This is a genomic window from Parabacteroides sp. AD58 (assembly GCF_023744375.2).
Taxonomy (GTDB): domain Bacteria; phylum Bacteroidota; class Bacteroidia; order Bacteroidales; family Tannerellaceae; genus Parabacteroides; species Parabacteroides absconsus.
Genome location: NZ_CP146284.1, coordinates 3667501 through 3688644, shown reverse-complemented (window position 1 = coordinate 3688644; position 21144 = coordinate 3667501). Strand labels below are relative to the sequence as shown.

Genomic DNA, 21144 nt, shown 5'->3' with positions numbered 1-21144 from the left:
ACATTAAATTCTCGAATAAAACTCAAATCAAAATGAGTATAAGCTACAATTTCCTTAATAAAAACAAGTTGTATTTATCCGCTAATCCTACTTGCTTGCTGATTTTAAAATTCTTTATCAGCGGCAAAAATACAAATAAAAACTAAAAAGCTTTTATTATTTTTATAAATATGGCGCAAATTTAAATGGAACATATTACGTTTATCTTACAAATTAGTAACATTATACATACCACTTCATACAACTTCAAGCAAAACAATCTCACTCAAACTCATATAAACATTCTATGTCAATCTAAAAAGGGACTTCTGCAAAAAGAGCTTACAAAAAGAAAATTACCAGAGTTCGGATTATCCTCAAATTTTTCTTTATCTTTGCAAAAGAACTAATTAATTTGAAATAACATGGAGTCTCTAAATCTAATAAAAAATGACCCGTGGCTGACACCGTATAAAGACGCCATTGAAGGACGTTACCATTATGTCATAGACAAAGAAAAAAGTCTGACAAATCATGGAAAAATGACGCTGTCTGAATTTGCCTCAGGCTATCTTTATTTCGGGTTACACAAGACCACCAAAGGATGGATTTTTCGGGAATGGGCCCCAAATGCAACCGCTATTTATTTAATCGGGACATTCAACAACTGGCAGAAAAACGAAGAATACAAACTGACTCGTATAGAAAATGGGGTATGGGAAATTATACTTCCGGAAGAAAGACTGAATCACCAGGATTTATATAAACTTTGGATTGAATGGGATGGAGGATGCGGTGAACGGATTCCGGCCTGGACTCGCAGAGCCGTACAAGACCCTGATTCCAAAATATTCAGCGCCCAGGTTTGGAACCCTGAAAAGCCCTATAAATTCAAGGTAAAGAAATTCAAGCCTGACACTTCTCCTTTAATGATCTATGAATGCCATATAGGCATGGGAACAAATGAGGAAAAAGTTGGCACATATAATGAATTCCGAGAAAATGTTTTACCCAGAATCATAAAAGACGGATACAATGCTATCCAGATCATGGCAATACAGGAACATCCATATTATGGGTCGTTCGGGTACCATGTAAGTAGCTTCTTCGCTGCTTCCTCCCGTTTTGGCACACCTGACGAATTGAAACAGCTCATTGATGAAGCCCATAGCCAAGGAATAGCCGTAATCATGGATATTGTTCACAGTCATGCTGTAAAAAATGAAGTGGAAGGTTTAGGCCGTTTTGATGGTTCATATAACTTATATTTCCATGGAGATGGACGTCGTGAGCATCCGGCATGGGATTCGCTGTGTTTTGATTATGGAAAGAATGAAGTTCTCCATTTCTTGTTATCAAACTGCAAGTTCTGGATGGAAGAATATAAATTTGACGGTTTCCGCTTTGACGGGGTTACGTCAATGTTGTATTACAGCCATGGTTTAGGCGAAGCTTTCTGTAACTATGGAGATTACTTCAACGGTCATCAGGATGGAGACGCAATTGCCTATCTGACATTAGCCAACAAACTGATTCACGAAGTAAACAAAAATGCCATTACCATTGCAGAAGAAGTAAGTGGTATGCCTGGTTTGGCCGCTAAGATCGAAGACGGTGGATATGGTTTTGACTACCGTATGGCGATGAACATTCCTGATTTCTGGATCAAAACTATTAAAGAAAAAAAAGATGAAGATTGGCATCCATCAGCTATTTGGTGGGAAACGACCAATAGACGTGCAGACGAAAAGACGATCAGCTATGCAGAAAGTCATGATCAGGCATTGGTAGGCGACAAGACTATCATTTTCCGTCTGATTGATGCCGACATGTACTGGCATATGCAGAAAGACGATCATAATTTTATGGTTGAACGAGGCATTGCTTTACATAAAATGATTCGCCTGGTTACAGCTTCTACTATTAACGGAGGCTATCTGAATTTCATGGGTAATGAATTCGGACATCCGGAATGGATTGATTTTCCACGTGAAGGCAATGGCTGGTCATACAAATATGCCCGTCGCCAATGGAATTTGGTTGATAACATGGATTTAAAATATCATTACTTAGGTGACTTCGATCGGGAAATGGTAGAATTGATCCGAAGTGTCAAGAATTTCCAAGATACTCCTCTACAAAAGGTGTGGGATAACGACGGCGATCAGATTTTGGCTTATATGCGTAAAGATTTGGTATTCGTATTCAACTTTAACCCAACCAAATCATTCACAGATTATGGCTTCCTGACACCCAAAGGAGAATATGAAGTAGTTTTGGATACTGATTCTCCCAAATTCGGAGGTTTCGGTTTGAATGACGACTCTGTCCATCATTTTACTCAGTTCGATCCTCTTTATAAAAAGGAAAAGAAAGAATGGTTGAAACTGTATGTTCCAGCACGTTCGGCTATGGTTTTGCGCAAAGTTAAACCAGCCAAGGAAGAAAAGGCAGCTAAAGAAGACAAAAAATCAACTAAGGCTGTTTCTAAAACAAAAACAACAAGCAAAAAGGCAACAAGTAAAAAACAGAAATAATTGATAAATATGTTGTATCCATTAACATTTAAACCCATCCTGAAAAAAGTCATTTGGGGTGGTTCAGACATTTGCCCGTTTAAGGGCATCACTCCTGTCCAAGAAGGAATCGGAGAAAGTTGGGAATTATCTCATGTAGACGGAGATTATTCTATTGTAGCGGAAGGTGAATTAGCAGACAAGTCTCTTGACGAACTAATTAAAACATACGGCAAGGAATTATTAGGTGAACACGTTATGGAACGCTTTGGCACACGTTTCCCTTTGTTGATCAAGTTTATCGATGCGCGTGATAATCTGTCCATACAAGTACATCCTAATGATGAACTGGCTAAAGCCCGCCACAATTCTTTTGGTAAAACAGAAATGTGGTATGTGATTAAAGCCAGAGAAAACGCTTTTTTATATTCAGGTTTTTCTCAGCAGATAGATGCGAATGAATATGTTAAACGCGTTCAGGAAAATACCATCATGGATGTGTTGAAACGTTACGATGTGCAAGAAGGAGATGTATTTTTCTTGCCAGCTGGACGTGTCCATGCAATTGGAGCTGGCTGCTTTATTGCAGAAATCCAGCAGACAAGTAACATTACTTACCGTATTTATGACTACAACCGGAAAGACAAGAACGGTAATACCCGTGAATTGCATACCGAATTAGCCAAAGATGCCATCGACTATACTTTGTATCCAGATTATAAAACTCATTACAAGGCTCATTCGAACGCGACAGTTAATTTGGCAGACTGCAAATACTTTACAACCAACTTAATCGACATGGATGCTACCATGACTCGTAATTTTGAGGAGTTGGATTCGTTTGTTGTATACATCTGTATGGATGGAAAAGCAGTAATTACAGATGATAATGGTTATGAAATTCACGTACATCAAGGTCAGACCGTATTAATTCCAGCATGCACTAAATCAGTGACTATCGCACCTGCTCCACAGGCTAAATTCCTGGAATCATATATCAAATAAAATCTCTTCTTCATGATAGATTGAAACGCAGGTTCGTTTGACAATGTCATTACAGAACCTGCGTTTGTTTTTAATAATCAATATATGAAAGACTCTGTCATTATTCAGATAAAAGAAATCTCACCTCATGAATTTCCTGTTTACTGTCAAGAATTAACCATCACTTATGGATGTGCAGAATCTCCGTTTGGCAAAGTATTAATAGCATACGTACCTGACGGCATTTGTTATCTTTCTTTTGTTGATAACGACCTTGAAGAACAATTGATGGAGTTAGAAAAATGCTGGAAAGGAGCATTATTGATTCCTGAAACCAACAAGCATACTCAATCATTATTAGCTATACTACAAGAAACGAGCACAAATACACCACCACTTTCTGTCTGCTTGTATGGAACAGACTTCCAACGAAAAGTTTGGAAAGCCCTTTTACAGATACATAAGGGAGAAACAACTTCGTACACACAAATCGCACAAATTATCGGACGCCCTAAAGCTGTACGGGCAGTTGCCTCTGCTATTGCTAAAAATCCTGTCAGCTGGATTATCCCCTGCCACCGTATCCTACACAAAGACGGCAGTTTGAGTGGTTATCGATGGGATGCAAAACGTAAACAACAACTCTTGGAATGGGAGAAAAACAAGTAATTTCACTATCAAAATGATTTTTAATCCTGATTATATCAATTAATTCACCCAGTTTATGTAAGTTTGCACCCCTAAAACTCTATTCCGTATGAATTGGATACAAGATACATTTCTCCAGCCCACGATGATACAGACTGTGGCTGTTATTTGCATAGTTTGCGCCATCGGTGTCTATTTGGGAAAACTTAAATACAAAGGCGTTTCTTTAGGCATTACATTCGTTTTCTTCACAGGCATTTTAGTCAGTCATTTCGGAGTAGTTGTCAATAGCGACATGCTGTCATTTGCACAGAACTTCGGTTTGATTTTATTTGTATACACATTAGGATTACAAGTCGGTCCAGGCTTTTTCTCATCACTAAAGAAAGGAGGAGTCATGCTTAACTCTGCAGGTCTTGCGGTTATCTTCATCGGATTGATCATGACTGTCGTACTTCATTACGTCACAGGAATATCTGTTTCCGATATGATGGGACTTCTCTGTGGCGCAGCCAACAATACACCTTCGCTTGGTGCAGCACAAGAAGCTATGCTGCAGATCAACACAGTTGATGAAAAAAGCATTACGGACATGGCTTTAGCTTGTGCTGTAGCCTATCCTATGGGAGTTATCGGGATGATTTTAGCCATCATCGTATTAAAAGCCCTGTTTCAGAATAAGAAAAAAGAAACTAATGCAGAGATAGGACAAACACAAACCTACGTAGCTGAATTTCAAGTATGCAATCCAGCCATTTACCATAAGAGTATAAAAGACATCATGACGCTGACGGAAAAGCATTTTGTCATATCACGTGTCTGGAGGAACGGGAAAGTAAGTATTCCGACTTCTGATACGACATTAGAAGAAGGGGATCATCTGCTGATTATTTCCGTCAAGGCAGATGTAGATAATATCAAGGTTCTGTTTGGAGAACAGGAAAACGTCGATTGGAACAAACCAGATATCGACTGGAATGCCATCGACAGCCAGCTGATTTCCCGCCGTATCGTTGTAACCCGCAATCGTATTAACGGAGTGCGCCTGGGTTCTCTTCGCTTACGCAATCTCTACGGCATCAACATCACACGAGTGAATCGTGCCGGTATCGACTTATTAGCTTCGCCAGACCTGCACCTGCAGATCGGTGACCGCCTTACTATCGTAGGTGAAGCCAATGCCGTCAACAACGTAAGTAAAATCTTAGGAGATCAACTCAAACGCTTACGCGAGCCTAACTTGTTGGCGATTTTCGTAGGATTGACTCTTGGTGTGGTTATCGGTTCTATTCCACTGGCCATTCCGGGAATGAATACACCTATTAAATTAGGCGTGGCCGGCGGCCCAATTATTGTAGGTATTTTAATGGGAGCTTTTGGCCCACGTATTCACCTGACAACTTACACGACTCAAAGTGCGAATCTGATGATGCGCCAGTTCGGTATCACCATCTACTTAGCAGGACTGGGAATCAGCTCCGGTCAGCATTTCTTTGAAACTGTCTTCCGTACGGAAGGGCTGTTGTGGTTGGGTTTAGGATTTGCCCTCGCCATCATTCCGGTATTACTTATTGGCTTGATAATGGCTCGTTTCTTCCAAGTAGATTATGCCAAGAACGTCGGAATGCTCTGTGGTTGTATGACGAACCCGATCGCCCTCGATTATGCCAACACAACCGTTGATAACGATGAGCCTTCGGTTGCCTATGCCACCGTTTATCCGCTTTCTACTTTTATGCGTATCATCACAGCTCAACTTATCATTATGTTGTTTCAGTGAAAAGCTAAAGATTAAACAAACAACTATATACTATTAAGATAACATACAAACTTTATAAAAGCGTAAAGACACAAAAAGAGCGTAAAGGGAAAAGGTTAATACTTTCCTTCCTTTACGCTCAATCATCAGCTAAAAGATTTATTATTCTGGTGAGCCGACTTGCCCCATAAACAGAACGGTACCAGTAGATGGTTCTATGATTTGGAACAAGAACGGACGATCTAAGAAAAAATCCACCTCTTCTTCGGGCAAGGGACTCATTAAATCTCCTTCTATCACGGTTACTGCGGCACCTTCCGAACCTTCTTCATCCACTTTCAAGCGAGTGGCCTGCTGCACAAGGGAAATATACGTGGCGACATCAGACATGGACGAGAAATCGGCTTCGCCTAAAAACGCCTTTTTCATGCCTAAGGCCTGCAAAGCAGGTATTAAATCCATTTTGTTCTCGAGGGTGAAGCGAGGCATCTTCAAGTTAATATCTGCTAAGACTACATTTTTCCATAGATTCCCGTCCGGTCCAGACAAGGCTTGCAAGACTTGATCCATGCCAACTCCGGCCTGAGGTAAAATCAATCGCATAACATACGAACCGTTCTGATAAGGAAGATTCGTGCTTGTGAACCATTCGTTTTTCACATAAGCCGCCATCCGTTTAGCTTGCATAAAATGAGATTTCACTGGTGTTCCTGAAGAAGTAATAAAATTACCTTCCTGTGTCTTTTCCGGGGCAAACTCCGATTCCCACCGAGCCTTGAAGTACAAGGAATTCAACAGATACACTATGGCGGTCGGATTCACCTCATCCAAGATGGACGGGATCAAGCCTTCTGTGGTTTGGTTGCACCAAGCGTTGATTTGATCAACAGCTGAAGGATCGGAGAAGTCGAGTTGTGAAACCATTGCGGAATAGTTCTCTATATTCATCTTTTGGAAATCCTCTTTGAGGGGAACTCCGGCATTGCCCCAAACCGAATTGGCCGTCTTAACCGTGATAGCTGAGTTTACAGTATGCAGTCCTTCAATCAGTTTCTTGAAATATGCATTTACTTCTTCTTGGGAATATTGGGACAAGCCCAATGTGTACAAAATCTCATCGTGTGTTTCCCCATTCGCACCATTCGATAACATAGCTAACGCACATTGCAGACTAAAAGGTGAAACCAACCAGTTATCCGTTCTCTCACCCAATTGCCGATACACCTCGAGAGAAAGAACCGAGGAAAAATCACCTTGTTGGGCTGCCATTTCTTTTTCAATCGCATTCAAATCAATGGGTTGCATGGTAGGGGAAATGGATTGTTCTTCCACATCGTCGTTACATGCCGTAAAAGGCAAGCATAATAGCATTCCGAATAAAACCCGCTTCATAAGACCTATTATTTAAATCAGTTTTATTACTTAAATCAACAACCATACAAAATACTGCATGGATTCAGATTAAATATTACTGACTTTCCGACAAACCACCAACACTTTCCCTCCATCCGACAAGGTCGTGGCAAAAAGATAAACATCACCACCTTCCTGAATCTTGGTCTTCTTCCGGAGTTCATCGACCGACATGGGGAAATTACGGACGGTGATATTGGCTTGTGGCATTTCCTTAGTAATCGATTTACAGACTTTATTGGAGAAAGGAATGACTTTCTCAACCCGGAACGTACGGCCGGGAAAACCGGCAACAAGAGTATCGGAAGTATAAAGATGGCTGCTAACGTGTAGTTTCTCCAAACCATACTGCTGGGCAACTGATTTAAAAGCACCGGCTTTTAAAATAGAAGCATTCGGTTCGTAGAGATAAGTACTTACTTGAGTTGCCAAAGCCAACGGAGCATTCCGTTCTTCTTCAGCCGTAAAAGTAAAAGAGTGTTCTGTTCCCGTGGCCGTAAAGTCCACACAGTAAACCGGAGAGTTAGGAACGGTCGCTTCCCGACGGATATCAAAAAGCAATTCTTTACATTCATTCCGGACAGACAAGACATGAATAGCAACTGTGCCCGGCAATAAAGATTCAGTCTGTTGCAGGTCTGCCATCGGCGACAATTTGGCTATGACGCGCGGAGCTTTCTGCAACAATAAGGGAAGTAAGCGAGGCAGATCCGGTTCGCAATCCGACAAGGCAAAGACGCGTTTGTTGCCTTCACCCCGCCGTGCCGGATCTAAATAAAACACATCCACTTCAGGCAAATCGGAAACAATATCAACCGAATTTTCATTCTGCACCGTAATATTATCCGCACCTAATACCTGAAAATTATGACGGGCAGCCTCACAATAAACCGGAAAACGCTCGATATAAGTCAACCGACGAACCTTTCGGGAGAAGAAATAACTGTCAATTCCCAAACCGCCCGTCAAATCACAAAGCTTATCTGATGAAGACACCAAACGCTGTTTATACAAGGCTGTCCGTTCAGACGAACATTGCTCAGCGGCAATCTTGGCGGGAAAAACCAATTCTTCGTTGGCATACCACGAAGGTAATTTTTCCCGAATCTGCCGACGAGAAAGAATCTGATCTACTAGAAAAGGAACATCCAGCTGTGGATATTTCTTCGCTCCCAATAATAACCGGTTCGCATCATCGGAAGCATGATCACGGATAAATTGCTTTTCTTCGGAGGTCAGATTCATAACAGACTATTGAAAGAAGTATCGGATAATATCGTTTCCGTTCGCATAAAGTAACAGGGCGAACAAGAGGAACATACCTGTCATCTGCGCATATTCCAAGAACTTATCGCTCGGTTTCCGACGAGTAATCACTTCGTAAAGCAAAAACAGCACATGACCACCGTCCAACGCCGGGATTGGCAAGATATTCATGAAGGCCAAGATGACAGACAACCAGGCTGTACGTTCCCAGAACAATTCCCAATCCCAAGTAGAAGGGAACAATCCACCAATCGAGCCAAAACCACCGATACTAGAAGCACCTTCTTTGGTAAAGACATACTTCATATCACTGGTATAACCTTTCAGGGTTCGGAATCCTTTCGCAATTCCGGCCGGGAATGATTCAAAGAAGCCATATTTAACTGTTACCAGACCAAACAATTCAGCCGGAGCTTTCACAGCTACCCCTATTTTTCCCAATGAATCGACTTGCATTGTCAATGTATCCAACGTACCATTCCGATAAAAGCCAACGGCAATCTCCTGATTCTTATTATCAGCCAAACAAGTAGCCACCTCCGAGAACGTCGGAGTAGCCTGCCCATTAACCGAAACGATGCTATCTCCAGCCTGCATACCAGCAAGAGCTGCCGGCGCATTGGGTTCGGGTACTTCTTTTATCACCATTGGGAAACGAAGAGCAGCAAAGCCTTTCTTGTCACGTAACAATCGTTGCATCATATCTTCCGGAATCGGAATGACGGTTTCTACGCCATTACGTAAAACCGTCACGTTCTGAGCTTCCACCACACTGCGCAAGCAATCTTCACCAAAACGGTCTAAGGTCAGTGTATCTGCTTTTAAGAGAATATCACCATCCTTGAAGCCCACGTTCTTGAAGGTTTCACTATAATCCATACCCATTTTCATATTCTTGAGCGGCATATACGTATCGCCCCATGTAAACAGGATCATGGAATAAATGAAAAGAGCCAGCAGAAAGTTAAACAACACACCTCCCACCATAATCAACAGACGTTGTCCTGCCGGTTTTGAACGGAACTCATACGGTTTCGGGGGCTGAGCCATGGCTTCTTTATCCATACTCTCATCAATCATACCGGAGATCTTACAATAACCTCCTAAAGGCAACCACCCTACTCCATATTCCGTTTCACTGTTTTTCGGCTTGAATTTGAACAAAGAAAACCACGGGTCAAAGAAAAGGTAAAATTTCTCTACTCGTACTTTGAAGATACGAGCAAAAATAAAGTGTCCGAATTCATGTATTAAAACCAACAAAGAAAGGCTTAACATGAACTGGATGGCTTTAATCAAAAATGTTTCCATTGAAATTAAGTTCTATTCTATATTTAATTGTTTCAAAATAACTGAGCGGCAATCCGCCGTGCCTCTTTATCTGTCTGCACATAATCTTCATAAGTCGGACGCTGGATAAACGATGCTTTTGCCATCGTCTGTTCAATGACATCACTCATCTGCAAGAAGCCGATCCGGTCTTGCAGGAAGGCAGCTACGACTACTTCATTGGCAGCATTCAGGATACAAGGCATATTACCTCCCTGCTTAACAGCTTCAAAAGCATACGCCAAGTTACGGAACCGCTTCATATCCGGTTCTTCAAACGTCAGAGATGCATACTGGTAGAAATCCAGTCGAGGTTCATGACTCTTCATCCGTTCCGGATAAGAGAATGCATACGCAATCGGGAGTTTCATATCCGGAATACCTAACTGGGCAATCACGGCACCATCTTCAAACTGTACCATGGAATGAATCACGGATTGCGGATGAACAATAATCTGAATCTGTTCGGGAGCAACACCAAACAACCACTTGGCCTCAATCATCTCAAAGCCTTTGTTCATCATCGAAGCCGAATCGATGGTAATCTTGGCACCCATGTGCCAGTTCGGATGCTTTAATGCCTGTTCCTTCTTCACCAAAGCCAACTCTTCCATCGTCTTTTGGCGGAAAGGTCCACCCGAAGCAGTCAGCAACAATTTCTCAACCGGATTATCATACGTACCATTCAAACACTGGAAGATTGCAGAATGTTCTGAATCAACCGGCAAGATAGGTACCTTATATTCAGCTGCCAGAGCAGTAATCAACTCTCCGGCAACCACTAATGTCTCTTTATTCGCCAATGCGATGGCCTTTCCAGCCTTAATAGCGGCTATGGTCGGTTTCAACCCGGCATATCCCACCATGGCAGTCAATACCATATCAATCGGTTTTGCCTGAACCACCTGCGCAATAGCATCCGATCCGGCCCAGACTTTGATAGGCAAGTCTTCCAGAGCCTCTTTCAGCTCCGGATATTTTCGTTCGTTGGCGATTACCACCACTTCCGGCATGAATTTACGTGCCTGATTGATCAAAAGGTCCACCTGGTTATTGGCTGTCAATGCATAGACTTCGAAACGATCAGGATGTTCACTAATTACCTCAAGCGCCTGTGTCCCAATCGAACCTGTTGAACCTAATATAGCTAATTGTCGTTTCATGAAACTTACTTACTAAAAAACAATGAAATCTTCCGGATTAACCGGCTTTCCATTATACCATAACTCAAAATGCAAATGAGGACCTGTTGATAATTTCCCAGTATTACCCACCAACGCAATGGCTTCGCCTGCCACCACCTGTTCTCCTGGTTCTTTCAACAGCAATTCATTATGCTTATATACAGAAACAAATCCATTCTTATGCTGCAACTGAATAACATTTCCCTGGTTCGGATCATAACCGGCGTACATCACCGTCCCGTCTAAAGTAGCCAATACACTTTCTTTGGGAGCAGCAGCAATATCCACTCCAAAATGATGTATGTCAGCCTGATAATACGAGGAGATCATACCATTCACCGGCTTATAAAAGAATAATCCATCAACAGGCAACGGGTTTGTATTCAGAACAGCTAAGTTATATTTCTCTTCCTGCTCAAAATTCTTTACATATTCTTCTTCTTCCGGGCCCCGTGGAATCTCAAAATCTGCATCAATCCGGGCCAACGAATCGATCTCCCGAATAGAGTCAAGTTCAATGGTACCACTGATGATGCCCGTTACATTCTTCAGATATAAATTCTGGATCTCGATCATCCGTCCCAATGAATCCGCACGCAACGCATTCTGAACAATTTCCTTACGGACTTCAACATCCAGATAACCGGGCAGGTAATTTCGAATGGGCGTCATAATAATAATCAAAGCCGTAAACGCAACCAGGGAAAAGGCAAATACTCCCAAGGATATAAATACCGACAACTGAGATAACCGGAACGACCAGACTTCCTCCAAAGTATTCTCATTGATAAACGAAAGCTTGTACTTAAAACGGATCCGTTTCCAAAAAGATAATTTATTCGTATTTCGTTTGCGTTTATTCCACTTCATAGCCCGTTTTTCTTTACAAATCCAGCAAACCTTCCGGCAATGCGACAAACAATTCGCGCTTGTCAAAATCAATATGCTTTACCAGCTCTTCGGCTGCCGGCAACAACAGCTCTTTACCCTGGTAATTGATTTGCAACAAGACATTGACCGTCGATTCATCCACATCAGAGATTTCCCCCAACTTGCCGGCTTTTTCATCAATCACCGTAAAACCAATAAAATTATCCCAGGTCATATCGCCCAGCAATTCATCTTCATCTACCAGATCCAACGGATAATAGACATCCCGGTTCGAAAATTCTCGAGCAGCTTCTTCCGTATCGACTCCTTCCAGTTTCAACAACATAGTAGACTGCGTCTTATACCGGTAATCTTCCAGGAAAAAGGGAACCAGAATCCCATCCATGTCACATATAATATACGGATCGTCTGTATCATCAAACACATCACAATCCGTCACCAAAGTAATCTCGCCTTTGATTCCATGTGGTTTGGTAAATTGCCCTATCTTAAAAACTTCTTCTGACTTAATCATATCAACATTCTCATTACAATCGTGTAATTCGTGCACCAATCTGATTCAACCGCTTGTCAATATCCTGGTAGCCGCGATCTATCTGGTCGATGTTATGAATTGTGCTTGTACCTTCCGCACTCATTGCCGCGATCAGCAAAGCAATACCGGCACGGATATCCGGCGAAACCAAGGTAGCGGCACGGAGCTTAAAGCGATTTCCAAGACCAATCACAGTTGCCCGGTGCGGATCACACAAGATAATCTGTGCTCCCATGTCAATCAGCTTGTCGACAAAGAACAAACGGCTCTCGAACATCTTCTGGTGAATCAGTACACTTCCTACAGCCTGTGTGGCAACAACCAGGAAGACACTCAGCAAATCAGGAGTTAGGCCCGGCCACGGAGCATCTGCTATCGTCATGATTGACCCGTCAATAAAGGTATCAATCTCATAGGAATCATGTGTCGGTATATGGATATCATCCCCCTTCTGTTCCACGGTAATACCCAATCTGCGGAACGAATCAGGTATGATTCCTAATTTATCATATCCCGTATTCTTGATTAGGATGTCTGATCCTGTCATGGCTGCCATTCCAATAAAACTTCCTACTTCAATCATATCCGGAAGAATGGTATGTTCTGTGCCATGCAGTTCCCGGACACCTTCTACCGTCAATAAATTGGAGCCAACTCCAGAAATCCGGGCTCCCATCCGGTTTAGCATAGCAGACAACTGCTGCAGATAAGGTTCGCAGGCAGCATTGTAAATCGTTGTTGTTCCTTCTGCCAGTACAGCTGCCATCAGGATATTGGCTGTTCCAGTTACGGAGGCTTCATCCAACAACATATAGGTTCCCTTCAGATGCTTGGCTTCCACTTCATACACCCGACGGTCCGGATCGTATGTGAATGTAGCTCCTAACTTCTGGATACCGACAAAGTGCGTATCCAGACGCCGGCGACCAATTTTATCTCCTCCAGGTTTCGGAATCATGGCCTTCCCGAAACGGGCCACCAACGGACCAACGACCATAACCGAGCCGCGCAATGAGGCACTCTTCCGCAGGAACTCTTCGGTCTGCAAATATTCCAGATCAATATCATCTGCCTGAAAAGTATAGGTACCAACTGCCGGGTGTTCCACCTTTACACGCATATCACGCAAAAGCTGGATCAGATTATTGACATCCAGTATATCCGGAACATTGTGTATCGTGACCTTTTCAGGGGTAAGCAATACGGCACAAATCACTTCCAGGGCTTCATTCTTGGCACCCTGCGGAGTAATTTCACCCGACAATTTATGTCCTCCTTCTATGACAAACGAACTCATCTGTTTTTCCTCGAGAAATTATTTTTCTTATTATTATTACGGGCTAATATTTCACGACTTTCAGTCAGTTTATGGACCTCTTCATCCAAAATTATCTTTCCCCCCGATAATTCATCGAGGTCCTTGAATATTTTCCGGTCATCTACACTTTCCTTATTCCAGGTAAGAAATGACTTTTTCATCTGAGTAGCCAGCAGTCTTACCAACTGGTCTTTTTCCGGACCTTCCGGATATTCGGTAGCCTTCCGGATCATCAGTTCCAACGTCTTACCGTAATGGCGATAACGAATCCGTGAATTATTATAAGGTATCCGTTCCGGACGTGTAAACAACTCTTCCTTTTTTACAATTTCATACGGATAATCAATATCCAGCTTAAAATCAGACATGATGGCCAGATGATCCCATAATATATGCTTGAAGTCATTTACATCCCGCAGATGAGGGAACATATTTCCCATCACGTTGATGATGGCATTCGCACATCGTTTTCTTTCTTCCCGGTCTTTTATGGTTACACAATAATCCACCATGTTTTGGATATTACGACCATATTCAGGCAAAGCCAATCGCTTTTCTTGTGTATTGTATTTCATTCGTAATTTATTGTTTGCGTGCAAATATACTCAATTCATCTTTGATAATAATCGATTTGCCTTGAAAACAATTCGTTCAGGCAATTCGTTTTGACATTAATTAGAGAAAGACAGAAGCTTTTCCATTCTCTGATTTTCCTTGCGGTCCGCGATTATCGGAAGATAAAAGGCAACCGCTTATCCATAAAACGGGATATCTCACCGAAAAGTTCATGAACTTCCTTGCGTAAAGACACTGTTTCGGGAGTAAATACCTTTAAAGAATGCGGAATCATGGAAATATCAATCCGGCTGTCGGCCATGACGGGCTCACCATCCAGATGCATGACGCCCGGGTTATTCCGGATAATGGATAAAGAATGCGCCTTCATCGTCTTGATCTTGCTATTCTTATCAATCTGCTTGGTAAACAACTGGATGGCCAAGGCCGGAATATCTATCGGAGTAAAGGGCGAAAGTATGGTAACATCCATTTGCCCATCCTGAATGTTGGCCTGCGGTGCAATATAGGCATTATTTCCATACTGCGAGGCATTGCCGCAAGCTACTAAAAAGGCCTTCTCCTTTACCTGGCAATTATCAATCAGCAGATCGTACACTTCCGGTTTATAGCTTAAATATTCCTCTATCGTACTTTTTATATAGGTAAGAGAACCCCGTCGTTTTTGGCCGGCAAATTTTTGACTGACCGCGGCATCAAAGCCAACACCACAAGTACAGAAAAAGGCCCGGTCGTTTGCCCGGCAGCAATCAATAACGGCCTCTTTTCCCCGGCTGATTACATCCAATGCCCTCTTCGGATCCATCGGTATATGCAACTCGCGGGCCAGTCCATTGCCCGACCCCATCGGGATAATTCCCAATGTAGCATTCGTATGAATCATCGAACGGGCTATTTCATTGACTGTTCCGTCACCTCCTACCGCAATGATACAATCCGCGCCCCTCTCTATTTCCCGACGGGTGATAAAACTGGCGTGCCCGGCATATTCAGTAAACGCAAGCGATAAATCATAACCAGCATTTGCACACATCACTTCTATCATCTTCGGAATCTTTCGCTTCGACCCAACCCCAGATATCGGGTTTATTATTGCTTGCACCCTCATTTAATCAGTTTTTTTCGAGATTTCAATATATTTCCGCAGCAAAAATAATGCTTTTGGCAAAACTTTTAAGTTATTTAGATTGAAGAAGTAAAAAAATTACTACTTTTGCGGCTGATAAAAAGGTGAAAGAAAGAGCGAATTTAATCAAAGAGTTCTTTTAAAGAAACATTTGAGAAGATAAAAACAAAAATTCTCTTCATTAAATATGAAACTATTACAAGAGAAACTAGCTAAGTACGATGCACCGCAGCGAGCCATGGCTGCCGGTATCTATCCGTATTTCAGAATGATTGAAAGTGATCAAGATACCGAAGTTACTATCAGTGGTAAGAAAGTATTGATGTTTGGTTCAAATGCTTATTTAGGATTAACCAACCATCCGAAAGTAAAAGAAGCTGCTATCGAAGCCATTAAGAAATATGGTACGGGTTGTGCAGGTTCTCGTTTCTTAAACGGAACACTGGATTTACATGTTCAGTTGGAAAAACGTCTGGCTGATTTTGTAGGTAAAGAAGACGCGATTGTGTATTCAACCGGATTCCAGGTAAATCTGGGTGTCGTATCTTGTCTGACTGGTCGTGAGGACTACATTTTATGGGATGAACTGGATCATGCTTCTATTATCGAAGGCCACCGGTTGTCTTTTTCAACCAAGCTGAAATACAAGCACAACGACATGGAGTCACTTGAAAAGCAGCTCCAGAAATGTGAACCGGACAAAATCAAGCTGATCGTCATGGACGGTGTATTCAGTATGGAAGGAGATATAGCCAAATTGCCGGAAATTGTAGCTTTGGCCAAAAAGTATAACGCCAGCATCATGGTTGACGAAGCTCATGGTATTGGTGTATTAGGTGATCACGGTCGCGGAACTTGTAATCACTTCGGAGTAACAGACGACGTAGACCTGATTATGGGTACTTTCAGTAAGTCGCTGGCTTCTATCGGTGGTTTCATCGCTTCTGATAAAGATACCATCAATTACTTACGTCATAATTCACGTTCTTACATCTTCAGCGCCAGCAATACGCCCGCCGCTACTGCAGCAGCAGGTGCAGCTTTGGATATCATGCTGAACGAACCGGAACGTATCGAACATCTGTGGAAACTGACACATTATGCATTGGACGGTTTCCGCAACATGGGATGTGAAATTGGTCGCACAGAAACACCAATTATCCCGTTGTTCATCCGTAACAACGACTTGACATTCCTGATTGTGAAGGAATTGTTTGAAGCAGGTATTTTTGTGAACCCGGTTGTTTCTCCGGCAGTCGCTCCAGAAGATACGTTAATCCGCTTCTCATTGATGGCTACACATACAAAAGAACAATTGGACCGTGCTTTAGAGGCCATCCATACTGTATTCAAAAAGCATAATTTGATTCCATAATAAAATTTAAGAACAGTTGTTAAAGCCGCTTCCTGATTCGTTGGGAAGTGGCTTTTTTTGTATATACGCGTAAACCAACAATTCCAAACACGTTTAGGCCATACATAAAAACTGACATGGACAAAAACAAAATAGATTAATTTGATTAAATATCCTTTTTAATGGATTATTCCTTAGAACCAAACTTTCCTCTCGTTTATTTCTAATTCATTTCTCGTTATATTTTATATTTTTGACAGATGTCGAAAAGCTTTAGCACATTCGTCAAAAAGCTTTAGCACATATATGGAAAAGCTTTACGACTACTGTCAAAAAATTAAAAAGTAACGAGTTTTGCAGATGAAAGTAATAGGAATAACAAGACTTTCATACTAGATTCAGATTCTTTTTCCTAAATGTAGGGAAAGGTTTGACTTCTTGTCTCTTCTCCACGAGTAGCGAGATTTCGATATGAATAGAGACAAGGAGATCGTAATCAGCCTGGATGCATTACTAAAGCCTTGTTCACTCGAATTTTTGTACTATCTTTGTCCGGAAAGAAAAAAGTTATGATGCAATTACGAAGCTATTTTACATGGATTTGCTGTTTGATACTTATCGGTTTTACCGGTAAAGCACAAGCACAAGACGCACAGGCCATTTTGGACAAAGCTGCCCAAATGTATGAACAGTCCAATGGAATAAAAGCCAACTTCGCCATCCATTCGGTTGTTCCGCAACAAAATATTTCGGAAAGTTTTGAAGGAATAATTGAAATGAAAGGTGATAAATTCAAGTTGGAAACACCGGATATGATTACTTGGTACGACGGACAGACGCAATGGGTATATGTTATGCGCAACGAGGAAGTAAACGTCAGTACGCCAAGCGGAGACGAATTGCAATTAACCAATCCGGCAGTTCTGCTTCGGCAATATAAAAAAGGATTTTCGGTACAATACAAAGGGACCAGCACAACGCGACAAGCCAAATCGGCTTATGATATTACGTTGATACCGAAAAAGAAAAGTGACATCCAGCAAATCGATTTGCAAATCGAAAAGATGAGTAATATTCCGGCAGCCATTACCATTACGGATAAAAACAAAGCGACAGTCAGCATCTATATCAGTAAATGGGAAACAGGCAAGAACCAAGCCGATTCATTTTTCTCATTCAACGAGTCCGATTATCCGGATGCTGAAATAATAGATTTGCGATAAATTCAGAATAACAAATAAAAAGTATATTACAATGAGTGATACAAACAATGAAAAAGTTCGCTGTCTGATCATAGGTTCCGGACCGGCCGGATATACAGCAGCTATTTATGCTTCACGTGCTAATTTAGCACCGGTATTATACGAAGGAATTCAACCGGGAGGCCAGTTAACTACTACAACCGCAGTAGAAAACTTCCCCGGTTATCCAGAAGGTGTAACAGGTCCGCAGTTGATGGAAGACCTGAAAAAGCAGGCACAGCGTTTCGGTGCAGATATTCGTATGGGCATTGCTACCGCAACCGACTTATCCGCAGCACCGTACAAAGTTACGATTGATGGAGAAAAGGTGATCGAAACAGAAACCTTAATCATCAGTACCGGAGCGACAGCCAAATATTTAGGTTTACCTGATGAAGCTAAATATGCTGGTATGGGTGTTTCAGCCTGCGCTACTTGTGACGGTTTCTTCTACCGCAAAAAGAACGTAGCAGTTGTAGGCGGAGGCGATACAGCCTGTGAAGAAGCACTTTATTTAGCAAGCTTAGCCAAACAAGTATATCTGATTGTCCGCAAACCCTATCTGCGTGCATCCAAAGTCATGCAGGAACGAGTATTCAAGACACCCAACATTACTGTGTTGTTCGAGCACAACACATTAGGTCTGTTTGGAGAAAACGGGGTAGAAGGCGCTCATCTGGTAAAACGCAAAGGTGAACCGGACGAAGAATTGGTTGATATTGCTATTGACGGTTTCTTCTTGGCGATTGGTCATAAGCCAAACTCAGATATCTTCAAGCCATGGATTGAAACCGATGAAGTAGGCTATATCAAAACGATCGACGGCACACCACGGACGAAAGTACCTGGAGTTTTTGCAGCCGGTGACGTAGCTGATCCGCATTATCGCCAAGCTATTACAGCAGCAGGAAGCGGTTGTAAGGCTGCAATCGAAGCTGAAAGATACTTGTCAGAACACGGGAAATAATTTCCTATTACTGACTTATACAGAAAAAGCGAATGGACAAAGTAAAAACTTTCATCCATTCGCTTTTCATTTTTGTATTATATGTCTACAGTTACTTGCTCAAAATCAAAGTTGACGGCATCTTCTGCAATTCTTCATTGGCTACTTCTGAAACCAAATTCCAGGTATTATAACTGATCAGCATAAAATTATAGGCAGACAAAACTGTTTGCGTCAGCTTGTTTCCACTACATAAAGAACCCTTATGCTGCAATTCGGTATATTCAAACAACTTTTGAGAAACAATATCCGCATCTTTGGCTCCATTTGGCAGCAGATTAAGAATTGTCAGATCTGAATCAGTCGTCTGTTTCAGATGATCAGCATAATTCAGCAAGAACAAATCCTCTGCAAAATGAATAACAATTAAGGTATTACTTGCCTTAACGAATTTACGATTGACAAAAACACCAACCGGACACAAGCTCTGCTCTATAAACATCTTCGTTTTATCCTTCAATAATTCTCCCGGATAAAACCACGATTCCGGAGCTTTAAAATGGCGCAGGAATTTATCATAGAAAGAATTCCGGTACTGATTGGCCGCAATATCGTTTGGCAAATCACTCAATGAAATTCCGGCTCCAACCAATAAGAAGTCATATCCTTCCTTATTGGCAATCTCACAAATATCTTGTCCAGCATTATTCGAAACCTCATAGCGTGTCTTTAAAGGAATATTCAACTTCTGCGCACCATATAATATAGGGCCAAAACTGACTTCCTCAAAATTATCCGTATGCAGCGGATTCACATCCGAACCGACAGTCAAGTGAAGAGCCGTTATTTCCAGCTTATCCTTTGTATGCGCAAACATCTGATGAGCTACATCCAACATGACTTGTCCATTGCTGGCACGCCCAAAAGAAAGCAATACCTTGAAAACACCCGGTTGTGGTTGTTGCCATTCCACTTTATGCGATTTATATTTACCAAAGACTTGATAGCAGAATTGGATAAACGAAATCAACGGTGTCGTCATAAACGTCGTTACCAACGTCATTAAAACCAACATGACAAAGATTGGAGGCGTAAGAATTTTCATGTCGTAACCAATAGTAAGCACCACCAACTCCATGAGTCCTCTTGTATTCATCAAAGCACCGATATAAAGGCTGTCTTTCCATGTTTCTCCCACAAAACGAGCTGCCACCAACGATCCTCCAAACTTACCTATGATCGCAACCAATATAAAGATTCCACACATATACCACAATTCCGGACTATTCAACAATCCTATTTCCGTTCTTAGTCCTGTAGAAACAAAGAATAAAGGCAGGAACAATGCCAGTGAAACATCTTCCACTTTCTCTGTCATAATCTTCCGGAATTTGATATTGTCAGGCATGACAACTCCGGCAACAAAAGCTCCAAACAAAGCATGAAGACCTAAGATTTCCGTCAAATACGAAGAAATAATTAACAAAAGGAACATAAAAGCAACAAGTCCTTTATCTACTACTTCTTTATTATGATATATGTGTCCGATCATCCTCAAGAAAGGTCTGACCACAGTAAACATCAACAGCAAATATATGAACGAAAAACCGATGTTATAAATGGCACTCAACATGCTTCCAGCCTGAGCTATGGCTACAACTACGGCCAACAAGCACCAGGCTGTAATGTCTCCATTTGCGGCACTCGCCAAGGATATTGTTCCTAAATGACTTTTCGTTAACCCTTTTTCCTGAATAATACGGGCTAAAACCGGGAAAGCTGTAATACTTAACGCTATACTCACAAACAGAGCAAAAGAAAGGAAAGGAGTACTCTCATACGCATACTTTGTATATAAGAAATAAGCTGTCACCATTCCCAAGAAGAAAGGGAAGATCGTACTGGTATGACTAATCAGAATTGTTTCCTTTAATTTCTGCCTTACTTCCGTTATATTTAATTCCATTCCAATAGCAAACATAAACAGGATAAGCCCAAACTGACTCAACATATTTATATTCTGCAAAGAATCCAATGGAAATAAGAAAGCGGAAACAGAAGGCATGACATGTCCCAATA

17 protein-coding genes (1 of these 17 only partly in view) are annotated in these 21144 nt (G+C 41.7%); 7 read left to right on the top strand and 10 right to left on the bottom strand.

Annotated features, from left to right (window positions below; translation table 11 throughout):
* The first annotated feature begins 404 nt into the window (after nucleotides 1–404).
* The 4 genes from NEE14_RS15550 (at nucleotide 405) to NEE14_RS15535 (ending at nucleotide 5907) form a co-directional block, all read left to right on the top strand.
* Nucleotides 405–2516, top strand: coding sequence for an alpha amylase C-terminal domain-containing protein (locus NEE14_RS15550; protein WP_251966171.1), 2112 nt, complete (start codon nucleotides 405–407; stop codon nucleotides 2514–2516).
* 9 nt (nucleotides 2517–2525) lie between these two features.
* Complete coding sequence (locus NEE14_RS15545; RefSeq protein WP_251966170.1) at nucleotides 2526–3500, top strand: type I phosphomannose isomerase catalytic subunit; 975 nt, start codon at nucleotides 2526–2528, stop codon at nucleotides 3498–3500.
* Between the two features lie 84 nt (nucleotides 3501–3584).
* Nucleotides 3585–4148 carry a methylated-DNA--[protein]-cysteine S-methyltransferase gene (locus NEE14_RS15540; protein WP_251966169.1) on the top strand — a complete coding sequence of 188 codons (564 nt, stop codon included), beginning with the start codon at nucleotides 3585–3587 and terminating at the stop codon, nucleotides 4146–4148.
* Nucleotides 4149–4236: 88 nt separating this feature from the next.
* The gene (locus tag NEE14_RS15535) at nucleotides 4237–5907 is read left to right on the top strand and encodes a putative transporter (RefSeq protein ID WP_251966168.1); all 1671 of its coding nucleotides are present in this window, start codon (nucleotides 4237–4239) and stop codon (nucleotides 5905–5907) included.
* Between the two features lie 141 nt (nucleotides 5908–6048).
* Here NEE14_RS15535 and NEE14_RS15530 read toward each other — a convergent pair whose 3' ends face one another.
* From NEE14_RS15530 to NEE14_RS15490, 9 genes are all read right to left on the bottom strand, one after another.
* Nucleotides 6049–7278, bottom strand: a complete 1230-nt coding sequence (locus NEE14_RS15530) for a serpin family protein (protein WP_251966167.1) — start codon at nucleotides 7276–7278, stop codon at nucleotides 6049–6051.
* A gap of 69 nt (nucleotides 7279–7347) precedes the next feature.
* Nucleotides 7348–8544, bottom strand: a complete 1197-nt coding sequence (locus NEE14_RS15525) for a class I SAM-dependent methyltransferase (RefSeq protein WP_251966166.1) — start codon at nucleotides 8542–8544, stop codon at nucleotides 7348–7350.
* Nucleotides 8545–8550: 6 nt separating this feature from the next.
* The gene (rseP, locus tag NEE14_RS15520) at nucleotides 8551–9876 is read right to left on the bottom strand and encodes an RIP metalloprotease RseP (protein WP_251966165.1); all 1326 of its coding nucleotides are present in this window, start codon (nucleotides 9874–9876) and stop codon (nucleotides 8551–8553) included.
* Between the two features lie 32 nt (nucleotides 9877–9908).
* A complete protein-coding gene (locus NEE14_RS15515) occupies nucleotides 9909–11057 on the bottom strand; it encodes a 1-deoxy-D-xylulose-5-phosphate reductoisomerase (protein ID WP_251966164.1) in 1149 nt (382 codons plus the stop codon).
* 12 nt (nucleotides 11058–11069) lie between these two features.
* Nucleotides 11070–11948, bottom strand: a complete 879-nt coding sequence (locus tag NEE14_RS15510) for a M23 family metallopeptidase (RefSeq protein ID WP_251966163.1) — start codon at nucleotides 11946–11948, stop codon at nucleotides 11070–11072.
* 13 nt (nucleotides 11949–11961) lie between these two features.
* On the bottom strand, nucleotides 11962–12483 hold the full coding sequence (gene rimM, locus NEE14_RS15505) for a ribosome maturation factor RimM (RefSeq protein WP_251966162.1): 522 nt from the start codon (nucleotides 12481–12483) through the stop codon (nucleotides 11962–11964).
* Between the two features lie 13 nt (nucleotides 12484–12496).
* Nucleotides 12497–13801, bottom strand: coding sequence for a UDP-N-acetylglucosamine 1-carboxyvinyltransferase (gene murA / locus NEE14_RS15500; RefSeq protein ID WP_251966161.1), 1305 nt, complete (start codon nucleotides 13799–13801; stop codon nucleotides 12497–12499).
* On the bottom strand, nucleotides 13798–14397 hold the full coding sequence (locus NEE14_RS15495; protein WP_251966160.1) for a DUF4290 domain-containing protein: 600 nt from the start codon (nucleotides 14395–14397) through the stop codon (nucleotides 13798–13800). Before NEE14_RS15495 ends, murA begins: the two co-directional genes overlap by 4 nt.
* 152 nt (nucleotides 14398–14549) lie before the next feature.
* Entirely contained in the window at nucleotides 14550–15506 is a 957-nt protein-coding gene (locus NEE14_RS15490; protein ID WP_262922336.1) for a diacylglycerol/lipid kinase family protein, read from the bottom strand.
* 205 nt (nucleotides 15507–15711) lie between these two features.
* Between NEE14_RS15490 and spt the strand changes: the two genes are divergently transcribed.
* From spt to trxB, 3 genes are all read left to right on the top strand, one after another.
* Nucleotides 15712–16899 (top strand): serine palmitoyltransferase, encoded by a 1188-nt coding sequence (gene spt / locus NEE14_RS15485; protein WP_251966158.1) that lies wholly within the window; start codon nucleotides 15712–15714, stop codon nucleotides 16897–16899.
* Between the two features lie 548 nt (nucleotides 16900–17447).
* Nucleotides 17448–18101 (top strand): LolA-like putative outer membrane lipoprotein chaperone, encoded by a 654-nt coding sequence (locus tag NEE14_RS15480; RefSeq protein WP_251966157.1) that lies wholly within the window; start codon nucleotides 17448–17450, stop codon nucleotides 18099–18101.
* 31 nt (nucleotides 18102–18132) lie between these two features.
* Nucleotides 18133–19086 (top strand): thioredoxin-disulfide reductase, encoded by a 954-nt coding sequence (gene trxB, locus NEE14_RS15475; RefSeq protein ID WP_251966156.1) that lies wholly within the window; start codon nucleotides 18133–18135, stop codon nucleotides 19084–19086.
* A 91-nt stretch (nucleotides 19087–19177) separates the two neighbouring features.
* Here trxB and NEE14_RS15470 read toward each other — a convergent pair whose 3' ends face one another.
* Nucleotides 19178–21144, bottom strand: partial view of a cation:proton antiporter gene (locus NEE14_RS15470; protein ID WP_251966155.1) — the 3' portion only. It continues 328 nt past the right edge of the window; the window shows 1967 of its 2295 coding nt (coding positions 329–2295); its start codon lies off the right edge, out of view; the stop codon is at nucleotides 19178–19180.